We start from the raw sequence: 25,083 nt of genomic DNA, 5'->3' as shown, positions 1-25,083 counted from the left end.
GAGGCGGTTTCATGCGGCGGCGATCACGCCCGTGGCCCGTAGGTCAGGCGCCGCAGGACGATCTCGGCGGGGCCGGGCTGCTTGCGCTTGTCGAGCTGTCGGGCGATCAGGACGGTGGCGAGCCAGACGGCCACCGCGGTGATCAGGCCGGTCACGGTGGGGCTGCCGAACCGGTCGCCGAGGGCGAGTGTGAAGGGTGCCAGGAGAACGAGCCAGGCCACCGACTGGAACAGGTATCCCGACAGGGACCGCTGGCCCAGGGCGGAGAGAGCGCCGACGACGGTGCCGGATCTGTTGGCCCGAATGGCGATCAGGCCGAAGACGGCCACGTAACCCGGTCCGGCGAACATGCCGCTCGCCCCGTGCAGCAGCATCATCAGGCTGGCGGCCGACTCGTCGACGTGCAGCCATCCGGCACTGACCAGAGCTGCCGGGAGGCCTCCGGCGACGGCGACGCCGAGGCCGAGCGCTGCGGTCCAGGTGAGCAGGGCCCGGTGCCGAGCCGGCTCTTCGAGGATCCGACGGCGGGCGGCCCACATGCCCAGCCAGGCGATCATGATGAAGGGCAGGACGGTCAGCGTGTGCCCCGGCCACTCGCCGAGACGATCCAGCATGGCCGCGCCGTAACCGGGTGCGGCGAGGGAGTCGACGTGACCCGACGGCAGCGGCGCCGACCCGCCTGACCCTCCGAGCATGCCGCTCACCACCATGGCGCCGATGGCCAGCACCTCGACCGCCGACAGTGCCCAGAGGACAAGCACGACGCGGTGGAACTTGTCGCCGCGGCGCAGCAGCAACACTGTCATCGCGATCCCGACGATCCCGTACGCCCCGAGAAAGTCGCCGTAGTACAGCAACGCGGCGTGCGCGAACCCGAACACGACGAGCCAGAGGTTACGACGCAACAACACCGAGCGGACTCGCTTCGGAGTGGCGCCGGAGGCGTCCTGGCGGCGGGCGAGCTGGACGAGCCCGTAGCCGAACATCACGGCGAAGACCGGATAGCCGCGGGCATGGACGAGTTCGAAGAGCAGGAAGTTGAGGCCACGGTCGACGCCTTCCGGCGTGACGTCGAGGCCGGGCTCTCCGGCGAAGACGACTCCGGCGACGTTGGCCAGCGCGATGATCAGCAGCATCGCTCCCCGGGCCAGGTCCGGCGCGAGGGCACGCTCGGCGCGCAGCACCGGCCCTCTCGAAGTCCGCGGTGCGGTGTCAATGCTCATGGACGTCTCCCCGTAACTCGGCTATAGTTTCGAAGATAAAGTATCAGGCATATACTAATGCTGTCTGTCATGATGTAGACGTAACCTTCCGGGGCGAACGTGGGAGCCCATGACCAGCGATGATTTCGTTCCGGCGCCGCTGCGCCGGCTGTGGGGAATGTCAGAGTCGTCGCGTCTCGGACGGCCCGCTTCCCTCGACGTCAAGGCGGTCGTCGCTGCGGCTGTAGGGATCGCCGACCGTGACGGTCTCGACGGCGTCACGCTTCCCAAGGTCGCCAAGAGCCTCGGCTTCACGAGCATGTCGCTCTACCGGCACGTCGGCTCCAAGGACGAGTTGCTCACCCTCATGGCCGACGCCGCCCTAGGCCCACCGCCGGACATCGCTGCCCCCGACTGGCGGGAAGGGCTGCGCAGGTGGGCCTTCGCGCACCGCGCGGTGCTTCAGCGTCGGCCGTGGTTGACGCGCGTGCCCGTCGCCGGACCGCCGTCCGGGCCGCACCAGATCGCCTGGATGGAGGCCGCGCTGGCGATCATGTCCGGCACCCTCCTGGACTGGGCGCACAAGATCGGCGCGATGTCACTGATCAGCGGCTATGTGGTCCAGTCGGTACGGCAGTTCAGCGAACTCGCCGAGGGCAGGGCCGAAGGCCAGGGTCAGGCCGACGCCGAACGCGACTACGGCCGGGCGCTGGCGCGACTCGTCAACCCCGACCGCTTCCCCGAGGCAGCCAGGCTGTTCTCCTCGACGCTGTTCGAGGCGCCGCCGTCCACCACCCCCGACGCGGCGATCGCCGACGCGGACTTCTCACTCGGGCTGGAGTTGATCCTCGACGGCATCGCCGTCCGCATCGCGCGCTCCAACACCTGAAGCCACGCACGTGCTCTGGTCAGGGCCGGACCCCGCCTGACCCTGCGGCGATAGGGCAGCCCTGCTCTCACCCTGCCACGCAGCCTAGCCATGCTCATCTTGACTGAGTATGATGCTGTCATGACTATCCGCGAACAGAGCTACTTTGCGCTCGCCGCGCTGATGGACGGCCCACTGCACGGGTACGCGATCATCAAGCGCGCCGAGGAGTTGTCGGGCGGTCGGGTACGCATGGCGGCCGGCACTCTCTATGCGGCACTCGACCGGCTCAGCACCGAAGGGCTTCTCCGCGTCGTCGACGAGGAGGTGGTCAACGGTCGGGCACGGCGCTACTACAACCTCACGGACGAGGGCGTTGCCGTGCTTCGCACCGAGGCCGATCGGATGATTCAGGCTGCGCGCGTCGTGATCGACCGGCCGGCTCTGCGCGTTCGGGCGGTGAGGCCGGCATGAGTCAGGAGGCCCTTGAGGCGCGATACCGGCTGCTGCTGTGCGCGTACCCGAAGCGTTACCGGCGTGAGCGCGGCGCTGAAATGATCGGCACTCTCATGGAGGCAGCCGGCCCCGATCAGCGGCGCCCGACGGCGCGGGAGGGGGCGATGCTGGTACTGCGGGGATTGCAGACCCGCGCCAGGACGCATGACGCGCGTTCGACAAGCCGTGGGCTTCGTGGGTCGCTGCGCCTGGCTGTGCTCCTCCTGCTGGTCTATGCCACGGCCGGTAGCCTGGCCGAGACCGGGAGGGTCCTCCCCCGCATGGTCAGGGACGGCGTGGACTATCCGCCTGAGCTCATCTATCCACTGGTAACCGTCATCGCCGCCTTGGCGGTCGTCGCGGTAGCCGGCGGCCGATACGTCCTGGGCCTACTGGCCACGCTTAGCGCGCTCGCCGCCGCGCTGGTCGTTCTGCGCCTCGTCCTGGTCGGCGTGGACAACGTCACCGGTGAGCGCCACTACCCTCCCATTGAGCTCATCCGCGACGACGCCATGACTGACTCGACCCTCTGGCCACTGCCGCTCGCCGTGCTGTTGATCGTGCCGTTGATCATTTGGCCGGCGTCAGGCACACGGCGGCCTGTGGCCTGGCTGTCCGCCGTGCCGGTGGCGGTGTTTCTGCTGCCCACTGATTACGACGTGACGATTGGCCTGCAGCCGGGGGCCACTGTCGTCGTCATGGCTGGTTTCCTGCTCTGGGTTGCCGTCGACGCCCGGGCGACCATCGCGGCCGCGGTGCTTCTCATCCCACTGATCATCGCCATGCTGTCGCTCAGAGCCCTGGGCGCCTGGGGGCAACCCGAGGTTCTCGGAGCCACGTGGTTCTGGACGGTAGTCATCGGTGCCATCGCCCTGCTGACCGCCGGCACCCTCGGCCTCCGCCGCCAGGCCCGCACCTAGCAGGCCCTGCGCCACATCGATGCCGTCCTCGGCCCCGCCTGAAGCCCATCTCCGCCGTGAGTCCGCACATCGTGGAACGGCTTCGCCCGGACTCGCGGTGGAGGTGGGGGCCAGCGTGATCACTTGGCTGTACTCGGGACCGAGGTCAACCGAGGAGAATGCTGGTGGAGCCCAGGGGACTCGAACCCCTAACCCCTGCCTTGCAAAGGCAGTGCTCTGCCAGTTGAGCTAGGGCCCCGTGAGTGGCTGCGGCGACTATCGCTCGTCGCCGGGCCGAACGTCAGCGGAGGTCGGGCGCGGTGGTCGCCTCGTGCCACAGGGCACGCTCGTCGTTCGACGCCTTGATCTTGTTGAACACGACGGCGGCCACACCGACGACGCCAGCCAGAATCAGCAGCTTCTTGAACATGGGGCGACCCCTCGCGCTCGACTACCGTCGGACGACATGCGGTGGGGCTAGATGGAATCGAACCATCGACCTCAGAGTTATCAGCTCTGCGCTCTAACCGACTGAGCTATAGCCCCGCGTTGCGACGAGCAAGATTAACCCATCCGCTCCGCCGGCCCCAAATCGGGGTCCGCGCTTGCGAGCCAGACCGTCGCCGCCTGCAAAACCTACCCGAGTACGGGACGCCGGAGCGACCGCTTTCCGCGGTGCCCCGGCGTCCCGGTCACTCAGTCCCGCTCGGCGAGGGTCAGCTCGATCCCGCCGACCAGGTCGGCGCAGACGTTGTAGACGAACGCGCCCAGGGTGGCCAGAGCGGTGAACAGCACAACGTTGACCAGACCGATCAGCGCCGAGCTGAGAATCACGCCCTTGGCGGTGATCTGGAAGCCGCTGGTGCTCTGCCCACCGCCGGCGTTGACCAGGTCACTCAGGCTCTCGTTGACGCTCTGGAACACACCCATCGCGTCCAGCGCCAGGTAGAGCACCGAGGTCGCGACCACCACGACGATGAAGAGCACCACCGACACCGCGAATGCGAACTTCATCACGGACCAGGGGTCGATCCGCTTGAGGTTCAGCCGGGCCCGACGCGGTCCGCGGGAGGCGGCCGAACTGACCGACGTACGCGCCGAACGCACCGCGTCACCGACTCGGGCTGCCCCGACGGCGGACGCGTTGCCGATCCCCGGTGGCAGGCCACCGCCGCTGGCCGGCCGGCCGGCAGCGGCGGCCGCCCGCGCCGCGTCCGGCTGCGGCTGGGTCATCCCGGGTGTGATCCGCGGCTGGGTGCCGGTGGACCCGGTTGACGTCGCCTGACCGGCCCGCAGACCGATCGGCTGGGTGGTCGCCGGACGTGCCGAAGGTGCCGCCGCCGGACCCGGAGGATTGGCGGCGGCCGACGTCGGCGTCTCGGCGCTGGGCGTCTCGGTCTTGTCGCCGGACTCGCCGTCGTCGCCCGGCTGCTCCGGCGGGGGTGTCATTCCGGGAGCCCTGGTGAACTTCGGGGCAGGCGCGTCGGCGGGGACCGTCGCCCGGCCCACGGCCGCGCGGCCGGTCGCTGGTGTGCCGCCCTTGGCGGCCTCCTCGTCGACCGGTTTGGCCGAGGTCCCCGTGTTCCCCGACTTCGCCTGTGTCTCCGTCATTCAACTAGTCCTGTTCGTCAGGCTCGTCGGCATTGCGAGCAATCGCCACGATAGTCACGCCGTCCGGGAGGTCCATCAGCTTGACCCCCATTGTGTTCCGGTCACGCGTACGCCGTACAGGCTTCACCGGAGTCCGAATGACACCACCGTTGCTGGTGATCGCGAACAGTTCGTCGTCCGGATCGATCACCACCGCGCCAACCAGACCACCGCGCCGTTCGGTGATCTTTGCAGTCAACACGCCCTTACCTCCCCGGCCCTGCACCGGGTATTCCTCGATCGGGGTGCGCTTCGCGTATCCCCCGTTCGTGGCCACCAGGACGTCCAAACCTTCCCGCACGACTTCCATGGCGAGCAGGACGTCGTCGTCCGTGAAGCGCATGCCGATGACGCCCGAGGTGGCCCGGCCCATCGGCCGCAACGCCTCGTCCGAAGCGTTGAACCGGATCGCCTGTGCCTTCTTCGAGACCAGCAGCAGGTCGTTCTCCGGCGCAACCAGCGCAGCACCGACCAGCTCGTCCTCATCGCGCAGGTTGATCGCGATGATGCCGCCGGAACGGTTGGAGTCGAACTCCTCGAGCCGCGTCTTCTTCACCAGGCCGTTCTTCGTGGCCAGTACCAGATAGGGGGCTACCTGGTAGTTCGGGATCTCAATGATCTGCGCGATCTGCTCGTCGGGTAGGAAGGCGAGCAGATTGGCCACGTGTTGGCCCTTGGCTACCCTACTGGCCTCCGGCAACTCGTACGCCTTGGCCCGGTAGACGCGGCCCTTGTTCGTCAAGAACAAGATCCAGTCGTGGGTCGAGCAGACGAAGAAGTGGCTGACGATGTCGTCCTGCCGCAGCGTGGCGCCACTGACGCCCTTACCGCCGCGCCGCTGGGAGCGGTACAGATCCACCTTGGTCCGCTTGGCGTACCCGGTACGGGTGATCGTGACGACCACGTCCTCGCGGGCGATGAGGTCCTCCATCGAGACCTCGCCGTCGAACGGGATGATCTGCGTCCGCCGGTCGTCGCCCCACTTGGTGACGATCTCGCCGAGCTCCTCCGAGATGATCCTCCGCTGCCGCTCCGGCTTGGCGAGGATGTCCTTGAGATCGGCGATCTCGATCTCGAGCTTGGCCAGGTCGTCCACGATCCGCTGCCGCTCCAACGCGGCGAGCCGGCGCAGCTGCATGTCGAGGATCGCTGTCGCCTGGATCTCGTCGATATCCAGCAGCCGGATCAGGCCCTGCCGGGCGTCGTCCACCGTCGGCGAGCGCCGGATCAGCGCGATCACCTCGTCCAACGCGTCCAGCGCCTTACCCAGACCGCGCAGGATGTGCGCCCGCTCCTCGGCCTTGCGCAGCCGGAACGCGGTCCGCCGGCGGATCACGTCGATCTGGTGCTCGACGTAGTAGCGGATGAACTGCGCCAGGTTGAGCGTGCGCGGCACCCCGTCGACCAGGGCCAGCATGTTGGCGCCGAAGGTCTCCTGGAGCTGGGTGTGCTTGTAGAGGTTGTTCAACACGACCTTCGCGACGGCGTCGCGCTTGAGCACCAGCACGATGCGCATGCCGGTACGCCCGGAGGACTCGTCGCGGATGTCCGCGATTCCGGCGAGCTTGCCCTCCTTGATCAGCTCGGCGATCCGCTCGGCGAGGTTATCCGGGTTGACCTGGTAGGGCAGCTCGCTGACGACCAGGCAGGGGCGGCCCCGCTTGTCCTCCTCGACCTCCACCACGGCGCGCATCCGGATCGAGCCGCGACCGGTGCGGTACGCGTCCTGGATCGCTGTGGTGCCGACGATCAGACCGTGGGTCGGGAAGTCCGGACCCTTTACGATGCCGAGCAACGCCTCGAGGGTGGCCTCCTCGTCCTCCTCGGGGTGCTCCAGGCACCACTGGACCGCCGCGCCGATCTCCCGCAGGTTGTGCGGCGGGATCTTGGTCGCCATGCCGACCGCGATGCCCTCGGAGCCGTTCAGCAGCAGGTTGGGGATCCGCGACGGCAGGATCGTGGGCTCCTTGGCCCGACCGTCGTAGTTGTTCTGCAGTTCGACGGTGTCCTCGTCGATGTCCCGCAGCATCTCCATGGCGAGGGGGTCGAGCTTGCACTCGGTGTATCGCATCGCCGCAGCCGGATCGTTACCGGGCGAGCCGAAGTTGCCGTTGCCGTCGACCAGCGGGTAACGCAGCGACCAGGGCTGCGCCATCCGGACCAGCGCGTCGTAGATCGACGAGTCGCCGTGCGGGTGGAACTGACCCATCACGTCGCCAACGACGCGGGAGCACTTCACGTAGCCGCGGTCCGGACGGTAGCCGGAGTCGAACATCGCGTAGAGGATCTTGCGGTGGACCGGCTTGAGGCCGTCCCGGACGTCCGGCAGCGCGCGACCGACGATGACGCTCATCGCGTAGTCGAGGTAGGAGCGCTGCATCTCCACCTCGAGCCCGACCGGTTCGATCCGGTCGTGCGCGACCACCGCGGCGATGGCTTCGGCGGGGACCTCGGGCTCGTTCGGTGTGGACTCGGGAGAATCGGTCACTGTATACCCTTATCAGACTCAGAGTCGTTTTCGTGCTGTGGATAACGGCTGTGGATACCGGCCAAGCTGTGGATAACTCTGTGGACCGCCGGATCGGCCGGGCGATGCCCGGCCGATCCGGCGCAGTCCGTCAGATGTCCAGGAACCGCACGTCCTTGGCGTTGCGCTGGATGAACGACCGGCGCGCCTCGACGTCCTCACCCATCAGCACACTGAACAACTCGTCGGCGGTCGCCGCGTCGTCGAGAGTGACCTGGCGCAGGGTACGCGTCGCCGGGTTCATAGTGGTTTCCCACAGCTCGGGATAGTTCATCTCGCCGAGGCCCTTGAAGCGCTGAATGTCGTCCGGCTTGGCGTTCGGCTTCTTCTGCTGGCGCAGCGCGATCAGACCGTCCCGCTCGCGGTCGGAGTACGCGTACTGGGCGTCGTCGCCCTTCTTGTTCCACTTGATCTTGTAGAGCGGCGGGGCGGCCAGGTAGACGTTGCCCATCTCGACAAGCGGACGCATGAAGCGGAACAGCAGGGTGAGCAGCAGCGTCTGGATGTGCTGGCCGTCGACGTCCGCGTCGGCCATCAGCACCACCTTGTGGTACCGCAGCTTCTCCATGTCGAAGTCGTCGTGGATGCCGGTGCCCAGCGCGGTGATCAGCGCCTGGACCTCGTTGTTCTTCAGCACCCGGTCGATCCGGGCCTTCTCCACGTTGAGGATCTTGCCGCGGATCGGCAGGATCGCCTGGGTGCGTGGGTCGCGACCCTGCTTGGCCGAGCCGCCGGCCGAGTCACCCTCGACGATGAACACCTCGGACTCGCGGGGGTCGGTCGACTGGCAGTCGGCCAGCTTGCCCGGCATCGAGCCGGACTCCAGCAGCGACTTGCGCCGGGCCAGCTTGCGCGCCTGCTGCGCGGCGATCCGGGCCCGCGCCGCCTGGGAGGCCTTCGTGATGATCATCTTGGCCTCGGCCGGGTTGCGGTCGAACCAGTCGACCAGCCGGTCGTTGCAGACCCGCTGCACGAAGCTCTTCACCGGGGTGTTGCCCAGCTTGGTCTTGGTCTGACCCTCGAACTGCGGGTTGGCCAGCTTGACCGAGATGATCGCCGCGAGCCCTTCGCGGATGTCCTCGCCGGAGAGCTTCTCGTCGCCCTTGAGCAGCTTCTTGTCGGTGCCGTACCGGTTGACCACGCTGGTCAGCGCGGACCGGAAGCCCTCCTCGTGGGTGCCGCCCTCGTGGGTGTTGATCGTGTTGGCGAAGGTGTAGACCGACTCGCCGTACGACTCGTTCCACTGCATGGCGATCTCGAGGGACATGCCCTCCTCTTCGGCCTCGAACTCGACCACTGTCTTGTGGATCGGGCTCTTCGAGGCGTTGAGGTGCCGGACGAAGTCCGCGATGCCGCCCTCGTAATAGAAGGTGACCTCGCGCTGCCGGCCGTCCTCCTCCTCCGCCACCCGCTCGTCGAGCAGGTGGATGCGGAGGGCACGGTTGAGGAAGGCCATCTCCTGCAGGCGCCGGTAGATGGTCTGGAAGTCGAAGTCGACGGTCTCGAAGACGTCGGGGTCGGGCCAGAAGGAGACCGCCGAGCCGGTGCGGTCGGTGGTCTCGCCCTTCTCCAGTGAGCCGGGCTTGGAGTTGGTGTAGTGCTGTCGCCACACCGAGCCGGACTTGTGGATCTCGACGAACATCTTGGTGGAGAGCGCGTTCACCACTGAGACACCGACGCCGTGCAGACCGCCGGAGACCGCGTACGCCTTGCCGTCGAACTTGCCACCCGCGTGCAGGATGGTCAACGCGACCTCGACACCCGGCTTCTTGAGCTTCGGGTGAAGGTCGACGGGGAAACCACGGCCGTTGTCGGTGACCCGGACGCCGCCGTCGGCGAGCAGCACCACGTCGATGGTGTCGCAGTATCCAGCCAGCGCCTCGTCGACAGCGTTGTCGACGACCTCCCAGACGAGGTGGTGCAGACCGCGCTCGCCGGTGGACCCGATGTACATACCGGGCCGCTTGCGAACCGCCTCCAGCCCCTCGAGAACGGTGATCGACTCTGCGCCGTACTCCTGCTTGTCCTGCGCTGCCACCCTCGGCCACTTTCTCGCGTCAGCCGCGCCGCTAGGGCGCGTCGGGCGCGGGTTCGGCGGACAGGACGCGACGTCGGCGCGTGGACCGGCACCGGAGACCTCCGGACAGCGGGTCGAACGCGCCGGTCGCCGCGGTTGCCCGCGGATCGCGATCGGCTCGACCCGACGTGGAGAATGAATCTGGGGCCACCGGCCCCGTCCCACTCCCGCACCGGGTCTTCGTCTCGTTGTCAATCCTACTGTGCCCGGGGGACAGAACCACCACTCGGCACCCTCAGAGAGGCGGCTGAGAAGTCCATAGCCGGCAGAACGCCGCCGCCCACGACTCCCCCCACACGCCAGGCCCCCATCGCACGCGCCGCCCCCGAACGGGTTGACCCGCGGTCGGGCGGGTCGGGGGTCGCGGCCAAAGCGTCAGTGCCGTACGTTTGCGGCGCCCCGGAACCAGCCTTGATCTTTACCGGTTGGAACCGGGACGATCGACCCGATCGACCCGACACGTGCTCTTTAAGAGGTGACAGATGGGGCTGGACAACGTCGCGGTGCACTGGCCGCGGACCGGCCGCTTCTACGATCCGGTCGCGCCGGCCGAGTTCGTCGACTTCGGCGAGATCGTCGATCTGCCGCGCATCTCCGCGCCGACAGCGGCGCTGGCGGAGCTGATCGCGAAGACCGGCACCATCCGGGCGACGGCGTACACCGAGTTGGTGGATCTGCTGCTCGGCCTCGAAGGTGTGTTGTACGCCACAGACGCCGCCGCCGAGGACGAGGACCCGGTGATCGACCCGGACGGCTGCTCCTGGATCGCGAGCGGCATCGAGCGGTTCGTGGCCGCGCACCGCGCGACCGGCGAGTCGGTCACCTTCGAGTCGGTGAGCACGGTGCTGCGCTCCCTGCTCGGCGACGGTCGGTTGGCCGAGCAGCAGTTGCGCTGGCTGGAGAGTCGGCTCGACGCGCTGCGCGACGAGCGCGGTGACCCGCCGCAGTGGAACTTCACCTGCGCCGAGTTGGGCGTGCTGGCCGCGTTCTACCGGCGCTGCGCCGAGCGCGGGTTCGCCGTCTACGCCGACGCCTGAGTCGCCGCGTCGGTCTCCGAGGCGGCCGGCCGGTTGGCGGCCGAGATCAGCTGCGTGAGCACCCCGTGCAGGTGTTGCAGGTCCTCGACGGGCAGCCCGAGCCGCTGCACGATCGCGGCCGGGATCAGCTCGGCCTGACTCCGCAGCGCGGCACCGCTGGCGGTGAGGGTGACGGCGAGGCTGCGTTCGTCGCTCGGGTCCCGTTCCCGGCGCAGGTAGCCGGCCGTCTCCAGCCGCTTGAGCAGGGGTGACAGCGTGCCCGGGTCGAGCTGGAGCAGGCGACTGAGGTCGCGACCGGACAGTGGCGCGTGCTGCCAGAGCGCCAACATCACCAGGTACTGCGGGTGGGTCAGCCCCATTGGTTCGAGCAGGGGCCGGTAGACGGCCACCACGCTGCGCGCCGCGACCGAGAGGGCGAAGCAGACCTGCTGCTCCAGGGCCAGCGGGTCGACGCCGTCCGGACGTTCGCTCATCGGTTGCCCTCTCTCCGCACGGTGACTATCGTACCGATCATTGGTACACCAACCATTGGTGCCCCAAAGGTATGCTCGTGCGACGGGCGAGAACCGGCGAGGCGACGCGGGGAAGAGGGCGGCAGATGAGCGAGGACGGCGCGATCACCAGGGCCCCGGGCGAGGGTGGCCGACTGATGCGTTGGGCCTTCCGGCACCTCGCCGGCCCGGCCGAGGGCGTGCAGGGCGCGGTGCAGGGCGGATCCGCCGAGGCCCGCGAGGCGTGGAAACGCGACCTGGCCGAACGCAAGCGCTTCACCCGGGAGCAGCGGGAACGCAAGCGGGCAGCCCGCGCAGCCGACCGGCGGGGCTGAACGGCCGGCTCAGCCGTACGTGTCGCGCGGGCCCCGGCCGCGTACCCGGCGTGGGCCCTTCCCCCAGGAGGGCGCGGCCGGGCCGTGAATGTGCAGCTTGCGCACCACGTTGTGACCGACCTCGCTGGCGATCTGCTTGAGCAGCGAGCCGGCGAGCAGCCGCAGCTGGGTGGCCCAGGCGGTCGAGCGCGCCTCCACCGTCAGCTCGCCGTTCTCCAACTTCACCGGGCGGCTGTTCTGCGCGACCTCCGCGCCGACGACCCGCTCCCAGGCGCCGAACACGGTGGCCTCGGCCGCCGGCTGCTGCCAGCCCCGCGCCTTCACCAGCCGGTTCAGCACGGCGCTGAGCGGCTGCGGATCGCGCGGGTCGGGGCCGGGGCCGGAGTAGCCGCGCAGCCGCCGCCCCGAGCCGCCGGCAGCATCGCCACCGCCGGGGGTACGCCGGGCGCGGGCCGCCGCCTGCCGTCGCGACAGCGCCGCGTCGAGGACCGCCCGGGCCAGCTCCGGGCCGCTGGCGGCCGCCGACCCACCGCCCGCCGATCCCTCCGCCGCCTTGGGGGTACGCGCAGCAGGGCCGTCGCCGGCCGCAGGCCGCTTGGTGCCTGGCTCATCCGACACGGCGTACCGTCCCTTCGCCGACCTGATAGCGGGTGCCGCGCAGGGCGGCCGGCACGTCGTCGTCCACCGCGCAGGTGACCAGCAGCTGACTCGCCCCGCCGACCAGCTCCGCCAACCGCTCCCGGCGGCCGGTGTCCAACTCCGCGAAGACGTCGTCGAGGACCAGCACCGGCTCGATGCCGTCGGCGCGCAACAGGTCGTACCCGGCCAGCCGCAGCGCGAGAGCGAACGACCAGGACTCACCGTGGCTGGCGTACCCCTTGGCGGGCAGCGGGCCGAGACTCAGTGCCAACTCGTCACGGTGTGGGCCGACCAGGGTGGTGCCCCGCTCGATCTCGTTGGAGCGGGACGCGGCCAGGGCCGCCGTCAGCGCCTCGGCCAGCGCGGCCCGGTCGGTGGTCGGTTCGGCCAGCTCGACCGAGGGCCGGTAGGTGATGCTCGCCGCCCCTCGACCGGCGGCCACCGCGTCGTACGCCTTCGCCACGTGCGGGGTGAGCGCGGCCACCAGCTCCAGGCGGCCGGCGAGCAGCTCCGCCCCGTGCTGGGCCAGGTGGGTGTCCCAGACCGCGAGGGTGCCGAGGTCGCCGCCCCGTGATCCACCGGTCTTGCGGGCCAGGTACGCCGTTCGCAGCAGCGCGTTGCGCTGCTTGACGACCCGCTCGTAGTCGGCCCGCACGCCGGCGAACCGGGGCTGCCGGTTGACCAACAGGTCGTCCAGGTAGCGGCGGCGCTCGGCCGGGTCGCCCCGGACCAGCTCAAGATCTTCTGGGGCGAAGAGCACCAGCCGGAGCGCCCCGAGCACATCCCGGGCCCGCCGCGCCGGTGAGCGGCCCAGTCGGGCCCGATTGGCCTTGCCAGGCACGATCTCCAGCTCGACCAGGAGCTCGCGGCCGTCGTGCACCACCGCGCAGCGGATCACCGCTGACGTGGCGCCCATCCGGACTAGAGGCGCGTCGGTGGCGACCCGGTGCGAATCCAGGGTCGCCACGTAGCCCAGCGCCTCGACGAGGTTGGTCTTACCGACGCCGTTGGCGCCGATCAGAACGTTCGCTCCCGGCTGGAGGTCGACGGCCACCCGCTCGTACGAGCGGAAGTCGACCAGTTCCAGCCGGTGAACGTACACAGGTTGTGGATACCGCTCAGCGCTTGTGGACGGCGTGGCCACCGAACTGCTGACGCAGCGCGGAGACGGCCTTCATGGCGGGCGAGTCGTCCTGCCGCGAGGCGAACCGGGCGAACAGCGAAGCGGTGATGACGTTCAGCGGCACCGCCAGGCGGACCGCCTCGTCGACCGTCCACCGACCCTCGCCGGTGTCCTCCGTGTAGCCGCTCAGGTCGGCCAGCTCCGGGTCCTCGTCGAGCGCCCGGTCCAGCAGGTCGAGCAGCCAGGAACGGACGACGGTGCCTTCCCGCCAGGACTTGATGACGCCCGGCACGTTGGTCACCAGCTCCGAGGCGGCCATCAGCTCGTAGCCCTCGGCGTAGGCGTGCATCAGGCCGTACTCGATGCCGTTGTGCACCATCTTCGAGTAGTGCCCGGCACCGACGGGGCCGGCGTGCACGAAACCGAACTCACCCTCCGGCTTGAGCGCGTTGAAGATCGGCATCAGGCGGTCCACGTGCTCCTGGGCGCCGCCGACCATCAGTCCGTACCCGTTCTGCCGGCCCCAGACGCCGCCGGAGACCCCGACGTCCATGTAGCCGATGCCCCGCTGGTTGAGCCGCTCCGCGCGAGGCGCGTCGTCGCTGAAGCGCGAGTTGCCGCCGTCGATGATGATGTCGCCCTCGCCGAGCACCTCGGCGAGCTCGTCGATCGTGGCGTCGGTGACACCGGCGGGCACCATGACCCAGACCGCGCGGGGCGACTCAAGCTTCTCCGCCAGGCCCGCGATGGTCGTGACGTCGCTGATCTGCGCGTTGTGGTCGAAGCCGACCACCTCGTGCCCGGCCGAACGCAACCGCTCCCGCATGTTGCCGCCCATACGGCCGAGTCCTACCAGGCCGAGCTGCATGTGTTTCTACCTCCGTGGATCTGGGTGTTGCTGGGCGCGATCAGCGCGAGACGCGGATCGGCATGATGAGGTACCGGTACCCCGGAATGACCTCGCCATCCTCGCCGGCGGGGGAGATCACCGCGGGTTTGAAGGCGTCGACGAACGAGAGCACGGCCGTCTGGGCGCCCAGGTTTGCCAGACCGTCGATGAGGTACTGGGGGTTGAAGCCGATGGTCAGTGGCTCACCGGTGAAGGTGGCCTCCATCGCCTCGCTGGCCCGTGCCTCCTCGGAACCGCCGGCCTCGACCACCAGGCCGTCGGCGCTGAAGCTGAGCAGCACCGGGGTGGTTCGTTCGGCGACCAACGCGACCCGCTTGACCACCTCGATCAGCGTGCTGACCGGCACCCGCGCCGCGGCGTTGTGCGTGGCCGGGAAGAGCGACCGCACCGGCGGGTAGTTGGCGCCGTCGAGCAGCCGGCTGGTGGTGCGTCGGGTGCCGCCGGCGAGGCCGACCATGCCCTCGCCCGCAGCGCCCTGGGCGAGGGCGAGGGTTACCTCGCCGCCCAGCGGGCCGAGGGCCTTGGCGGTGTCGTTCAGGGTGCGGGCGGGCACCAGAGCGTTGATGCTCACCTCGGGGTCGTCCGGCTGCCACTGGATCTCGCGCAGCGCCAACCGGTAACGGTCGGTGGCGAGCATCGACAGGGTGGTGCCCGACAGCTCGACGCGGACACCGGTCATCATCGGCAGCGTCTCGTCGCGACCGGCGGCGATGGCCACCTGGGCCACAGCGGTGGCGAACGCGGCGGCGTCGACGGTGCCGGCGCTCTGCGGCATCTCGGGCAGCGCGGGGTAATCCTCCACCGGCATGGTGGGCAGCGTGAACCGGGCGCTGCCACAGACCAGCTCGAGATGCGCGCCGACCGCGGCGATGTCGACCGGCTTGGCCGGCAACGCCTTGGTGATCTCGGCGAGCAGGCGGCCGGAGACGAGCGCGGCGCCGTCGGCGTCGCCCTGCACCTCGACGGTTACCTGGCTGGAGACCTCGTAGTCGAACCCGGAGACCCGCAGGTTGCCGTCGGTGACGCGGAGCATCACCCCGGCGAGCACCGGTACGGATGGCCGGTTGGGCAGGCTCTTCGCGGTCCACGCCACAGCCTCGGCGAGCGCGTCGCGCTCCACTCGGAACTTCATCAATGCCTCCGCGTCGACGTCAGCGACAACTCTCTCATGCCGACCGCTGCCTACCGTCCCGCCCGACCGTGCGGGTACCCATCGCACCTTAGGGCGCGGGGACATCGGCTGTGCGCCCGACCCCATGGATCGTGTCGATGCTGACCGGCTGATCCGACAGCGTTCGGCCCGATCCACAGAAAGCCCAACGGTGATGATTGGTTTTTGTTCTCTTAGAAGAGATAACTCATCGTCTTCATCGCACCTGTGCAAACTGTGGAAAACCGAGGTATGCGCAGGTCAGACAGGTTATCCACCGGTGATTTAGCTGTGGAGAACCCGGGGTACAACCGGCTTGTGTGTCCACAGCCCGGCGACGGCGGCCGGTTGTCCACCGTTGTCCACCGGTTGTCCACCGGTAATCCACCGACTTTCTCCCCAAGCCTGTGGATCGCGGGGAAGATCACCATTGCCGTCATCCCCAGAACCTTCAACAGCTCATGCACAGGTTGATGAAGATCGGTGGATAACCTGACCGTCGTCCCCAGGCGTCCACAGCCTCGTACACAGGGTTTCTCCACAGCCTGTGGGTAACTGGCGGAGGACGGACCGTAGTTATCCACCGACGGTGGATAACGAGCTGTGGACAACGAGTGGGGATCGAGGCGGTCACGGCCTCGATCCTGTGGTCTCCACCATGTCGAGAGTCCAGCTGACCTACCAAAAAAGAACGCCCGACCGGAGATCCGGTCGGGCGTGTCCCGCGGCTGAGCGCCGCCGTGAGGGCTGTCGTACGCCTCAGCTGTTCTGCTTGATCCGGTTGGTCAGCTCGGCGATCTGGTTGTACAGCGAGCGGCGCTCCGCCATCTGCTGCCGAATCTTGCGGTCGGCGTGCATCACAGTGGTGTGGTCCCGGCCACCGAACGCCTGCCCGATCCGGGGCAGGGACAGCTCGGTCAACTCCCGACACAGGTACATGGCCACCTGGCGCGCGTTCACCAGTACCCGCGACCTGGACTGGCCGCGCAGATCCTCCAGGCTCACCCCGAAGTAGTCAGCGGTCGACGCCATGATCTGGTCGGCGTTGATCTCCGGACCGGCGCCGTCGGGCATGAAGTCCCGAAGCACCTCCTCGGCCAGCGACAGCTCGACCGTCGACCGGGTCAGGCTGGCGAAGGCGGTCACCCGGATCAGCGCGCCCTCCAACTCCCGGATCGAGTTCGACACCCGGGAGGCGATGAACTCCAACACGTCCGGCGGTGCGTACATCCGCTCCTGCGCCGCCTTCTTCTGCAGGATCGCGATCCGGGTCTCCAGATCCGGTGGCTGGATGTCGGCCAGCAGCCCCCACTCGAACCGGGTCCGCATCCGGTCCTCGAGGGTGGCGAGCTGCCGCGGCGACCGGTCAGACGTGATCACGATCTGCTTGTTGGCGTTGTGCAGCGTGTTGAAGGTGTGGAAGAACTCCTCCTGGGTGCGCTCGCGGTTCTCCAGGAACTGGATGTCGTCGATCAACAGGATGTCGACGTCGCGGTAGCGCCGCTGGAACGCGCTGGTCTTGTCGTCCCGGAGCGAGTTGATGAAGTCGTTTGTGAATTCCTCGGTCGAGACGTACCGGACCGAGCGGGCGTTGCCGAGTGTCGTGGCGTAGTGCCCGATGGCGTGCAGGAGGTGTGTCTTGCCCAACCCGGAGTGCCCGTAGATGAACAGCGGGTTGTACGCCTTGGCCGGCGACTCCGCCACCGCCACGCTCGCCGCGTGGGCGAAGCGGTTGGACGAGCCGATGACGAACGTCTCAAACATGTACTTCGGGTTGAGCCGGTTGCCGCCGGTGTCGGCACCGGGCAACCGACGGTCGTCACGACCACCGGTCCGATGGTCCACAGCGCTGCGACCCGGGCCGCTGTCCGTACCGCTGTCCCGGGGGAGCGAACGGATCACGTGCTGGTCGCGCGGCGACGCCGAGTCGTCCCGATAGCGGGGCTCGTACGGCCGGGTGTCCGGGCCGGGCGGGTCCAGGCGGCCGGCTTGCTCGTCGTAGCCGCGTCGGTCCGGGCCCGGGCGGGAGGGCCGCAGGGGCTCCGCGAAGGCGGCGCTGAACAACGCCTCCTGTCCGTCCCTGCTGGCGGGGATCAACCCCGCGCGATGCCCGTCCACGGGCGGTGCGAGCGGCGGACCCGCCGGTGCGGGCGGCCCCACCGGATCGGGCGTACGCGGCGCGGGTGACTGTTCGGGGATCATCGCGTCGGACGACTGCCGAGAGCCCTGGTCGTCGTCGAACGGCCCGATGCCGGGGCCGTCGATGTCGAGCTGCCCGGTCTCCGGGGCGCTGCGGTAGACGGTGCCGGCCGGTCGGCCGGTGGCGTCCTCGGCCACCCGGACGGTGACCGCGACCTGGATCGGTCGACCCAGCCGGCGGGTGAGCGCCTCGGTGATCGCCGGGCGCAGTCGTGACTCGATCACGTCGCGGGTGAACGCGTCCGGAACGGAGAGCAGTGCGGTGTCCTCGACGATCGCTCGCAGCCGAGTCAGGCGGAGATAGGCACGCTGCTGGGCGGAGATGATCTCGTCGGCGAGCTCGTCGGTCGCCGCTAACCACACTGCGGCAAGGTCGGTCGTACCGGCCACCGTCGTGCCACCCCCTCGCTTCTGCTCCCGGCCGCCGCTGTCTGCCAGCCGGCCGTCCCGGGCCCGCCGCGTTCGCGGGTGGAACAACACCCACCCGGACGGTCGACCGGTGGTCATCCACAAGTTATCCACAGCCTGTGTACCGACCGATTGTGGCCGCCGCCGGACGCGGGTGGGACCTGCCCCTGCCTGATCGGGCGCTGAAGCGGGTTCACCGTGCCGAACGATTCACTGCCTTGTCCGGTCTTGCCTGCGCGACGACCGGAGCTTCCGACGCTCACCGCAATCGGGCACGGTAACAGCGTTGTCCCTGCGCCATCAACCGGCGACGCGGCGGCGCCCTTGTCGGCATCAGCGAAAACCGCCCTCCGGCCTCGGGCGCGTCCTGTTGTCCACTGCTCGGGGTGTTTGACGGTCATTGCACCCCTGCGTAGGCTGGAACGGCTGCTTTCTCGCCCTCTGCTAGGGTGATGGGTGCTTGCTGTCCGCGGTCGCATCCCCGCATTGCCGAGGTCCCCGCTCCGCTGGACAGCACCGATCGTGGGCCACCCTCGAGGTGGCCTGGACCACCACACGACCCCGGCGATCCCGTCGCGCGGGGCGCGTACGAAAACGGAGAGCCTGACGTGAGCAAGCGCACCTACCAGCCGAACAACCGCCGGCGCGCGAAGACCCACGGCTTCCGGCTGCGCATGCGCACCCGTGCCGGCCGTGCCATCCTGTCGAGCCGTCGCGCCAAGGGTCGCACCACCCTGTCGGCCTGAGCCGACCGGGCCGGTCCAGGGGACGTGGGCAGTCGTGCTGGCCGCCGCACAGCGACTGCGGCGCAGCACTGACTTCGCCGCAGCGGTTCGCGGTGGCCGACGCGCCGGACGTGGCGCCGTCGTGGTCCACCTGGCCGTGGCGGTGACCGCCGACCCCAGCACACCGACCTCGCCGGAGCCGGTACGGGACAACAGTGCGGAGCAGTCGTCCGTGCCGTCCCGTGCCGGCTTCGTCGTGTCCAAGGCGGTCGGCAACGCGGTGACCCGTAACCGGGTCCGGCGCCGACTGCGGGCGCTGGTCCGGGAACGGTTGACCGACCTGCCCGCCGGCAGCACCCTGGTCGTCCGTGCGCTCCCCGCCGCGGCGCAGGCGTCGTACCCTCGGCTCGCCACCGACCTGGACGCCGCCATCGCTGTGGCCCGGTCGCCCCGCGAACGGCGGTCCCGATGACCGGCACCGAGCAGAGCAGGCCGCGGCCGTCGACAACAGGTGCCAAGGTGCTGATCGCGCCCATCATCGCGTACCGTCGGTGGATAAGTCCGGCACTGCCGGCTCGCTGTCGGTTCTACCCGTCGTGCAGTGCGTACGCCCAGGAGGCGGTCGTCCGGCACGGCGCGCTCCGGGGAGCCATGCTGGCGGCCCGGCGGTTGTTGCGCTGCCACCCCTTTCACCCTGGTGGATATGACCCGGTGCCGGAGCCGGGCGGCCGCCGTCGTGCTGATGTGACTGGAGCCCCGAATTGAGTCTGAGTCTCGACTGGATCTACTACGCGATTTCGTGGATCCTGCTGACCTGGCACTCTGCCTGGGACGCCATCGGGGTGCCCGTCGGCGCGGTGATCGGCACCAACTTCGCCTGGATCCTCTCCATCATCTTCCTGGTGGTCACCGTCCGGGTGATCCTGTTCCCCGTCTTCGTCAAGCAGATCAAGTCGCAGCGGGCGATGCAGGCGCTCCAGCCCAAGGTCAAGGAGCTTCAGGAGAAGCACAAGGGTGACCGGGAGACGCTCCAGAAAGAAATGATGGAGCTGTACAAGAAGGAGAAGGCCAACCCGCTGATGGGTTGCCTTCCGATGTTCCTTCAGATCCCGGTCTTCCTGGGCCTCTTCCATGTCTTGCGCCGGCTCGACCCGGACAAGCGGAACCAGACCCTCTACGGCTGGACCGCCGACCAGTTCCAGAGCGCCTCGCAGGCGAAGCTCTTCACCGCCCCGATCGCCGGCAAGTTCGGCTCCACTGCCGACGAGCTGGCCAGCCTCGGCGCCAACGGCACCACCGTGAAGATCATTGCTGGTGTCCTGGTCCTGGTCATGATCGCGACCACCTACCTGACCAGCCGTCAGATGATCCTCAAGACCGGCTGGGCCGAGGACCCGCAGCAGCGGATGATCCAGCGACTGATGCTCTACGGCATCCCCGCGTCGCTGCTGATCTCCGGCGCGATCTTCCCGATCGGCGTCATCATCTACTGGGTCACCAACAACCTCTTCACCCTCGGCCAGCAGCAGTGGGTGCTGCGGAAGTTCCCGCCGCCGGTGACCGCCAAGAAGGCGGTCGCGCCCGCCGCCACCCGCAACCCGGTGCAGCCCGCCAAGTCCGGTGGCCTGTTCGGTCGCGGCAAGGCCGCCCCGCCGGCACCGGTCAAGGCGGCCGCGCCCAAGGTTGCCGGGCCGAAGCCGGGCGCCAAGCCGGCGAACAACCCGAAGAAGAGCCGCCCCGCCAAGCGGCAGGGCTGACCTGCGAGGGCCGCCGCCGGACCACCGGCGGCGGCCCGTTCCGCACCGCGCAGCCGCCGTACGGCCGGCGCCGGACGGAACCGACCGCGCACCGCGCGGCCACGGGCGACACTGCCCGTACAGACGTGCCTGTGGGCACCGGCGACCTCCCGCCGGCCCCGGGAAACCAGTCGGACCCGACGGTCCGGCCGAGCGAGTACGGAGATGAGACCGTGACCGAGACCAGCATCCCCCGCGCCGAGCAGTCCCTGGACGAGGAGGAGACCGCCACGCTCGCGGTGGACGGCGACGACACCGAAGCCGATGACACCGAGGCGGACGACGACACCGACACCGCCGCCGCTGGCACCCGGGTGAAGAAGGCTGTGGGCGAGGGCGACCTGTTCCGGCAGAGCGAGATCGCCGCCGACTACGTCGAGGGCCTGCTCGACATCCTCGACTACGACGGCGACATCGACGAGCTGGTCGCCGCCGGTCGTCCGATGGTCGAGGTGGTCGGCGAGCGGCTGCAGAATCTGGTCGGTCAGCGCGGGGCGACCCTGGAGGCTCTTCAGGAGCTGACCCGCCTTGCCGTCTTCCGGCAGACCGGTACGCCGAGCCGTCTGCTGCTCGACGTGGGCGGCTACCGGGCGAACCGCCGTAAGGAACTCGCCGCGGTCGCCAAGAACGCCGTCGAGAAGGTCAAGGAGTACGGCGAGCCGGTCCGCCTGGAGGCGATGTCCGCGTTCGAGCGCAAGTGCGTGCACGACGTCGTCAACGCCATGTCCGGCGTGGCGAGCGAGTCCGAGGGTGTGGAGCCGAACCGGCGCATCGTCGTACGGCCGGCGGACTGACCGGGTGACCCACGACGACATCACGGCCGACGCCGTGTCCGGCCCGGGCGGCACGCCGCCCGGGCCGTCCGCTGTCCGTCCCGCTCCCGTCGACACCGACGTCGACGCCGAATCGACCGGGCGGGACACCACCCCCTCGCCGGCCGACGCGGCGTTGCCGCCCGAGCTGGCCCCGGCCGCGCTGACCCTCTTCGGTGACCGTCTCGACCTGGCCGCCGCGTACGCCGAACTGCTGGCCACCGACGGGGTGGTCCGCGGTCTGATCGGCCCTCGGGAGGCACCCCGGATCTGGGATCGGCACCTGCTCAACTGCGCTGCGGTCGCGGAGCGGATCCCGTCCGGCGCGACGGTGCTCGACGTCGGCTCCGGCGCCGGTCTGCCGGGTCTCGTCCTGGCCATCGCCCGCCCCGACCTCACTGTCACCCTGATCGAACCGTTGGCCCGGCGGACGTCGTTCCTGATCGAGGTCGTCGAGCGACTCGGCCTGGCCAAGTCGGTGCGGGTGTTCCGTGGCCGGGCCGATGAGGCAGCCAGCGGGTCGAGTGGCCGGGAGCCGATCAGCGGAGACGTGGTGACCGCGCGCGCGGTCGCGCCCCTGGATCGGCTCGCGGGCTGGAGTCTTCCCCTGGCGGTTCGCGGTGGCCGGCTGCTGGCGCTCAAGGGCTCGTCCGCCGCGGCCGAGATCGAGGAGCACGCCGAAGTGGTCACGCGACTCGGCGGCGGAGAGCCGGCCGTGCAGCTCTGCGGCGTCGGGGTGATCGACCCTCCCACCACAGTCGTGGAGATCGTGCGCGAGCGGATGGTCGGTCCGGCCCGCCCGGCTGCCAAGAAGCGCGCCCGTGGCGGCCGCTCCCGCCGAGGCTGACACTTCGCGCCATCGGGCTTCCGGTCGGTGGGTTGCCTCGTTGTACCGGTACGGATGGACGAGGGGATGAGAACCCGACGTGGACCGGCCGCGCCCGTCCGCCGTAGGCTGACCGCGCGTCGATAGTGTGGAGCGGGTGACGGACGTCGCGGGTCTCCGACCGCTCCCGCGGGCCGTACGCTCCGGGTTGCGGGCGAGGATGCGGCAAGTTGACCGGGGCGCGGACCGACCATCCGAAGCGGGCAGGGATGACAGGTGCATGACGACGGCAGGTACGACGATCCACGCGTGACCGGGTCGACCAGCGATCCCGTTTCACGTGAAACCGACTACCCAAGCTGGTCGCCCGGCGCGACCGGGCCATCGACTCGACCCACCGACGGCGATCCGCCGGCAGCGCTCGACCCGCCGTCGGGCGCAGGGCGGCCGGAGGGCTCGGCCATTCCGGAGCCGGCGAGCGGTCGTCGGACGCCGGAGGCGTCGAGTCGACCGGTCAACGCCGCCGAGGTCCGATCGACAGCGGGTCGCCGCAACACCGCCGCGGCGGTTCGCTTCGAGCCGGCCGTCCCACACCAACCCACTGCGGCGGCCGTTCGGGACGCCGCGGCGGTGGTCGCCGACGCGCCGGTCGCTTCGACCGAGTCGTTGGCTGCCGTGGCGGCCGACCCCACGTACGTTTCACGTGAAACCCCGACGCGCGAAGAGGATGACCCACCGTTGGCTATGGAGGCGATGCGCGCCGTGCAGATCCTGAATCCCAGTGGCGAGGTGACCATGCCTCGACCGGACCGGACCCGGGTCATGTGCGTCGCCAACCAGAAGGGTGGCGTGGGTAAGACCACCACCACCGTCAACCTTGCGGTGGCGCTCGCCCTGCACGGCAACCGGGTGCTCGTGGTCGACCTAGACCCGCAGGGCAACGCCTCGACCGGGCTCAACGTCCCGCACCACACCGGCATCCCCGACGTGTACGACTGCCTCATCAACAGCGTGCCGCTGGCCGAGGTGGCACAGGCGGTCGAGGGCATCCCCAACCTGTGGTGCGTACCCGCGACCATCGACCTGGCCGGCGCGGAGATCGAGCTGGTGTCGGTGGTGGCCCGGGAGTCGCGCCTGGACCGGGCGATCGCCGCCTACCCGGGCGAGTTCGACTACGTCTTCATCGACTGCCCGCCCTCGCTCGGCCTGCTCACCGTCAACGCTCTGGTTGCCGCGCAGGAGGTGCTGATCCCGATCCAGTGCGAGTACTACGCGCTGGAAGGGCTCAACCAGCTGATCAACAACATCAACCTGGTACGCCAGCACCTCAACCCGAAGCTCGACGTCTCCACCATCCTGCTGACGATGTACGACCGCCGCACCCGGTTGGCCGACGCCGTCGAGCAGGACGTCCGGAACCACTTCGGCGACAAGGTCCTCCAGGCGGTCATCCCCCGCAACGTCCGGGTCTCCGAGGCGCCGAGCTACGGCCAGTCGGTGATGACCTACGATCCCGGTTCGCGGGGTGCCACGAGTTACTTCGAGGCCGCCCAGGAGATCGCCGAGCGGGGCGTCAAGGAGCCGGTGGGCCGGAATGCGTAGTGCGGACGAGTCGCTGGGAGGCGTGGCATGAAAAACCGTCCTCGGGGCGGTCTGGGTAGGGGCCTGGGGGCGCTGATCCCGACCGGGCCGGTGCCGGGTGCCGCTGGCACCGCGACGGCCGAGCCGGAGAACGAGCACCTGGACGACAGCGGCATCGACGCCGTCGCCGAGGTGCCCGCCGGAGCGCCAGTACGCGAGCCGGAGCCTGTGCTGAGCCCGGTGCCCGGTGCTCGATTCGCCGAGATCCCGGTCGACGCGATCATGCCCAACCCGAAGCAGCCCCGCCAGGTCTTCGATGAGGAGGCGCTGGAGGAGCTGAAGACCTCGATCCAGGAGGTCGGCTTCCTCCAGCCCATCGTCGTTCGGCAGCTCGACGACGAGAAGTACGAACTGGTGATGGGCGAGCGGCGCTGGCGGGCCGCCCAGGCGGTGGGGCGGGAGAGCATCCCGGCGATCGTCCGGGACACCCGTGATGACGCCATGCTCCGCGACGCCCTGCTGGAGAACATCCACCGGGCCAACCTGAACCCGCTGGAAGAAGCCGCCGCCTACCAGCAACTGCTGGAGGAGTTCGGGGCCACCCACGAGGAGTTGGCCCGCCGGATCGGCCGGAGCCGCCCGCAGATCTCCAACACCATCCGCCTGCTGAACCTGCCCGCGCAGGTGCAGCGCCGGGTTGCCGCCGGCATCCTCTCGGCGGGGCACGCTCGCGCTCTGCTGAGCCTCGACGAGGCGGAGGCGCAGGAACAGCTGGCCCTGCGGATCGTGGCCGAGGGACTGTCGGTTCGGGCGACCGAGGAGATCGTGGCCTTGGCGCTCAACGACGGGCCGGCGAAGGGCCAGGCCGCGAAACGCCGACCCAAGGCGCACGCGCCGGCCCTGACCGATCTCGCCGATCGGCTGTCCGACCGGTTCGACACCCGCGTGAAGGTGGACATCGGCCGGAGCAAGGGCAAGATCACGATCGAGTTCGCGACGGTGGACGACCTTGAGCGGATCGTCGGGATCATCGGAGTGCAGCAGGAGGAGGGCGGGGAGGACTGACCCCCCGCTCGCCCACGGCCGCGCCACCCACTGGGGGCGCGGCCGTTCTGCGTTCCGGGGTCGTCGCGTTTCACGTGAAACAGCCGGGCGGCTCTGATCGGCCGGTCGGCATGCCCTGTGGTTTCGTCGCCGTCCTCGGCTCCGCCCAGCAACCCGGCGTACCCCTCCGACGGCAGGAGGCATCGGCGGAAAGCGGTGAGCGGGATGGGTCGGTCGGGCCGGCTCGCACGCGGCACAGCACAATCCCCGGGCGGCGGGCGGCGGGCGG

At 69.4% G+C, this 25,083-nt stretch carries 23 protein-coding genes, 2 tRNA genes and 2 pseudogenes; 13 read left to right on the top strand and 14 right to left on the bottom strand.

Annotated features, from left to right (window positions below; translation table 11 throughout):
• Positions 1-23: 23 nt before the first annotated feature.
• Positions 24-1,223: a DUF418 domain-containing protein gene (locus NIE79_RS05490; RefSeq protein WP_238677504.1), complete on the bottom strand. Its 1,200-nt coding sequence runs from the start codon at positions 1,221-1,223 to the stop codon at positions 24-26.
• A gap of 109 nt (positions 1,224-1,332) precedes the next feature.
• Here NIE79_RS05490 and NIE79_RS05485 point away from each other — a divergent pair, with 109 nt between their 5' ends.
• The 3 genes from NIE79_RS05485 to NIE79_RS05475 all read left to right on the top strand — a co-directional run bounded on the left by NIE79_RS05485 (position 1,333) and on the right by NIE79_RS05475 (position 3,485).
• Entirely contained in the window at positions 1,333-2,091 is a 759-nt protein-coding gene (locus tag NIE79_RS05485; protein ID WP_238677503.1) for a TetR/AcrR family transcriptional regulator, read from the top strand.
• Between the two features lie 120 nt (positions 2,092-2,211).
• Positions 2,212-2,544, top strand: coding sequence for a PadR family transcriptional regulator (locus NIE79_RS05480; RefSeq protein WP_238677502.1), 333 nt, complete (start codon positions 2,212-2,214; stop codon positions 2,542-2,544).
• On the top strand, positions 2,541-3,485 hold the full coding sequence (locus tag NIE79_RS05475) for a hypothetical protein (protein WP_238677501.1): 945 nt from the start codon (positions 2,541-2,543) through the stop codon (positions 3,483-3,485). The genes NIE79_RS05480 and NIE79_RS05475 overlap by 4 nt, the downstream gene beginning before the upstream one ends.
• A gap of 162 nt (positions 3,486-3,647) precedes the next feature.
• Here NIE79_RS05475 and NIE79_RS05470 read toward each other — a convergent pair.
• The 6 genes from NIE79_RS05470 to gyrB form a co-directional block, all read right to left on the bottom strand.
• Positions 3,648-3,723: transfer RNA gene (locus tag NIE79_RS05470), tRNA-Ala, on the bottom strand.
• A 42-nt stretch (positions 3,724-3,765) separates the two neighbouring features.
• On the bottom strand, positions 3,766-3,894 hold the full coding sequence (locus NIE79_RS05465; protein ID WP_209444550.1) for a DLW-39 family protein: 129 nt from the start codon (positions 3,892-3,894) through the stop codon (positions 3,766-3,768).
• Positions 3,895-3,936: 42 nt separating this feature from the next.
• Positions 3,937-4,010 (bottom strand) — tRNA-Ile (locus tag NIE79_RS05460).
• Between the two features lie 150 nt (positions 4,011-4,160).
• Positions 4,161-5,075 carry a DUF3566 domain-containing protein gene (locus NIE79_RS05455; protein ID WP_238677500.1) on the bottom strand — a complete coding sequence of 305 codons (915 nt, stop codon included), beginning with the start codon at positions 5,073-5,075 and terminating at the stop codon, positions 4,161-4,163.
• 4 nt (positions 5,076-5,079) lie between these two features.
• A complete protein-coding gene (gene gyrA, locus NIE79_RS05450) occupies positions 5,080-7,602 on the bottom strand; it encodes a DNA gyrase subunit A (protein WP_238677499.1) in 2,523 nt (840 codons plus the stop codon).
• Positions 7,603-7,732: 130 nt separating this feature from the next.
• Positions 7,733-9,679 carry a DNA topoisomerase (ATP-hydrolyzing) subunit B gene (gyrB, locus tag NIE79_RS05445; RefSeq protein ID WP_238677498.1) on the bottom strand — a complete coding sequence of 649 codons (1,947 nt, stop codon included), beginning with the start codon at positions 9,677-9,679 and terminating at the stop codon, positions 7,733-7,735.
• A 521-nt stretch (positions 9,680-10,200) separates the two neighbouring features.
• Between gyrB and NIE79_RS05440 the strand changes: the two genes are divergently transcribed.
• Positions 10,201-10,755, top strand: a complete 555-nt coding sequence (locus NIE79_RS05440) for a hypothetical protein (RefSeq protein ID WP_238677497.1) — start codon at positions 10,201-10,203, stop codon at positions 10,753-10,755.
• Here NIE79_RS05440 and NIE79_RS05435 read toward each other — a convergent pair.
• On the bottom strand, positions 10,740-11,228 hold the full coding sequence (locus NIE79_RS05435; RefSeq protein ID WP_238677496.1) for a MarR family winged helix-turn-helix transcriptional regulator: 489 nt from the start codon (positions 11,226-11,228) through the stop codon (positions 10,740-10,742). The two genes, NIE79_RS05440 and NIE79_RS05435, sit on opposite strands and share 16 nt — an antisense overlap.
• Before the next feature lie 125 nt (positions 11,229-11,353).
• Between NIE79_RS05435 and NIE79_RS05430 the strand changes: the two genes are divergently transcribed.
• Positions 11,354-11,581 (top strand): hypothetical protein, encoded by a 228-nt coding sequence (locus tag NIE79_RS05430; protein ID WP_238677495.1) that lies wholly within the window; start codon positions 11,354-11,356, stop codon positions 11,579-11,581.
• A 9-nt stretch (positions 11,582-11,590) separates the two neighbouring features.
• On the opposite strand, the gene NIE79_RS05425 is transcribed toward NIE79_RS05430, so the two are convergent.
• The 6 genes and pseudogenes from NIE79_RS05425 to NIE79_RS34310 all read right to left on the bottom strand — a co-directional run.
• The gene (locus NIE79_RS05425) at positions 11,591-12,199 is read right to left on the bottom strand and encodes a DciA family protein (protein ID WP_238677494.1); all 609 of its coding nucleotides are present in this window, start codon (positions 12,197-12,199) and stop codon (positions 11,591-11,593) included.
• Complete coding sequence (gene recF / locus NIE79_RS05420) at positions 12,189-13,322, bottom strand: DNA replication/repair protein RecF (RefSeq protein ID WP_238677493.1); 1,134 nt, start codon at positions 13,320-13,322, stop codon at positions 12,189-12,191. The genes NIE79_RS05425 and recF overlap by 11 nt, the downstream gene beginning before the upstream one ends.
• A 16-nt stretch (positions 13,323-13,338) precedes the next feature.
• Complete coding sequence (gnd, locus tag NIE79_RS05415) at positions 13,339-14,211, bottom strand: phosphogluconate dehydrogenase (NAD(+)-dependent, decarboxylating) (protein ID WP_091396544.1); 873 nt, start codon at positions 14,209-14,211, stop codon at positions 13,339-13,341.
• A 40-nt stretch (positions 14,212-14,251) separates the two neighbouring features.
• Positions 14,252-15,385, bottom strand: coding sequence for a DNA polymerase III subunit beta (gene dnaN, locus NIE79_RS05410; protein ID WP_238677492.1), 1,134 nt, complete (start codon positions 15,383-15,385; stop codon positions 14,252-14,254).
• 777 nt (positions 15,386-16,162) lie between these two features.
• Positions 16,163-17,587, bottom strand: a pseudogene (gene dnaA / locus NIE79_RS05405) (chromosomal replication initiator protein DnaA); the annotation flags it as partial.
• An 80-nt stretch (positions 17,588-17,667) separates the two neighbouring features.
• Positions 17,668-17,992, bottom strand: a pseudogene (locus tag NIE79_RS34310) (chromosomal replication initiator protein DnaA); the annotation flags it as partial.
• A 626-nt stretch (positions 17,993-18,618) separates the two neighbouring features.
• Between NIE79_RS34310 and rpmH the strand changes: the two are divergent.
• The 8 genes from rpmH to NIE79_RS05365 all read left to right on the top strand — a co-directional run bounded on the left by rpmH (position 18,619) and on the right by NIE79_RS05365 (position 24,815).
• Positions 18,619-18,756: a 50S ribosomal protein L34 gene (rpmH, locus tag NIE79_RS05400; protein WP_007453904.1), complete on the top strand. Its 138-nt coding sequence runs from the start codon at positions 18,619-18,621 to the stop codon at positions 18,754-18,756.
• Between the two features lie 34 nt (positions 18,757-18,790).
• The gene (rnpA, locus tag NIE79_RS05395; RefSeq protein ID WP_238677491.1) at positions 18,791-19,207 is read left to right on the top strand and encodes a ribonuclease P protein component; all 417 of its coding nucleotides are present in this window, start codon (positions 18,791-18,793) and stop codon (positions 19,205-19,207) included.
• On the top strand, positions 19,204-19,500 hold the full coding sequence (yidD, locus tag NIE79_RS05390) for a membrane protein insertion efficiency factor YidD (RefSeq protein ID WP_238677490.1): 297 nt from the start codon (positions 19,204-19,206) through the stop codon (positions 19,498-19,500). Before rnpA ends, yidD begins: the two co-directional genes overlap by 4 nt.
• 2 nt (positions 19,501-19,502) lie before the next feature.
• On the top strand, positions 19,503-20,492 hold the full coding sequence (gene yidC, locus NIE79_RS05385) for a membrane protein insertase YidC (RefSeq protein WP_238677622.1): 990 nt from the start codon (positions 19,503-19,505) through the stop codon (positions 20,490-20,492).
• A 212-nt stretch (positions 20,493-20,704) separates the two neighbouring features.
• Positions 20,705-21,325, top strand: coding sequence for a Jag family protein (locus NIE79_RS05380; protein WP_238677489.1), 621 nt, complete (start codon positions 20,705-20,707; stop codon positions 21,323-21,325).
• 154 nt (positions 21,326-21,479) lie between these two features.
• Complete coding sequence (gene rsmG / locus NIE79_RS05375) at positions 21,480-22,190, top strand: 16S rRNA (guanine(527)-N(7))-methyltransferase RsmG (RefSeq protein ID WP_238677621.1); 711 nt, start codon at positions 21,480-21,482, stop codon at positions 22,188-22,190.
• 441 nt (positions 22,191-22,631) lie between these two features.
• Complete coding sequence (locus tag NIE79_RS05370) at positions 22,632-23,771, top strand: ParA family protein (RefSeq protein ID WP_372471415.1); 1,140 nt, start codon at positions 22,632-22,634, stop codon at positions 23,769-23,771.
• A gap of 27 nt (positions 23,772-23,798) precedes the next feature.
• Positions 23,799-24,815: a ParB/RepB/Spo0J family partition protein gene (locus tag NIE79_RS05365; RefSeq protein ID WP_238677488.1), complete on the top strand. Its 1,017-nt coding sequence runs from the start codon at positions 23,799-23,801 to the stop codon at positions 24,813-24,815.
• The last annotated feature ends 268 nt before the right edge of the window (positions 24,816-25,083 follow it).

The sequence above is a fragment of the Micromonospora trifolii genome, assembly GCF_022229005.1.
GTDB classification, from domain to species: Bacteria; Actinomycetota; Actinomycetes; order Mycobacteriales; family Micromonosporaceae; genus Micromonospora; species Micromonospora trifolii.
This window is presented reverse-complemented; position numbering and strand designations above follow the sequence as displayed.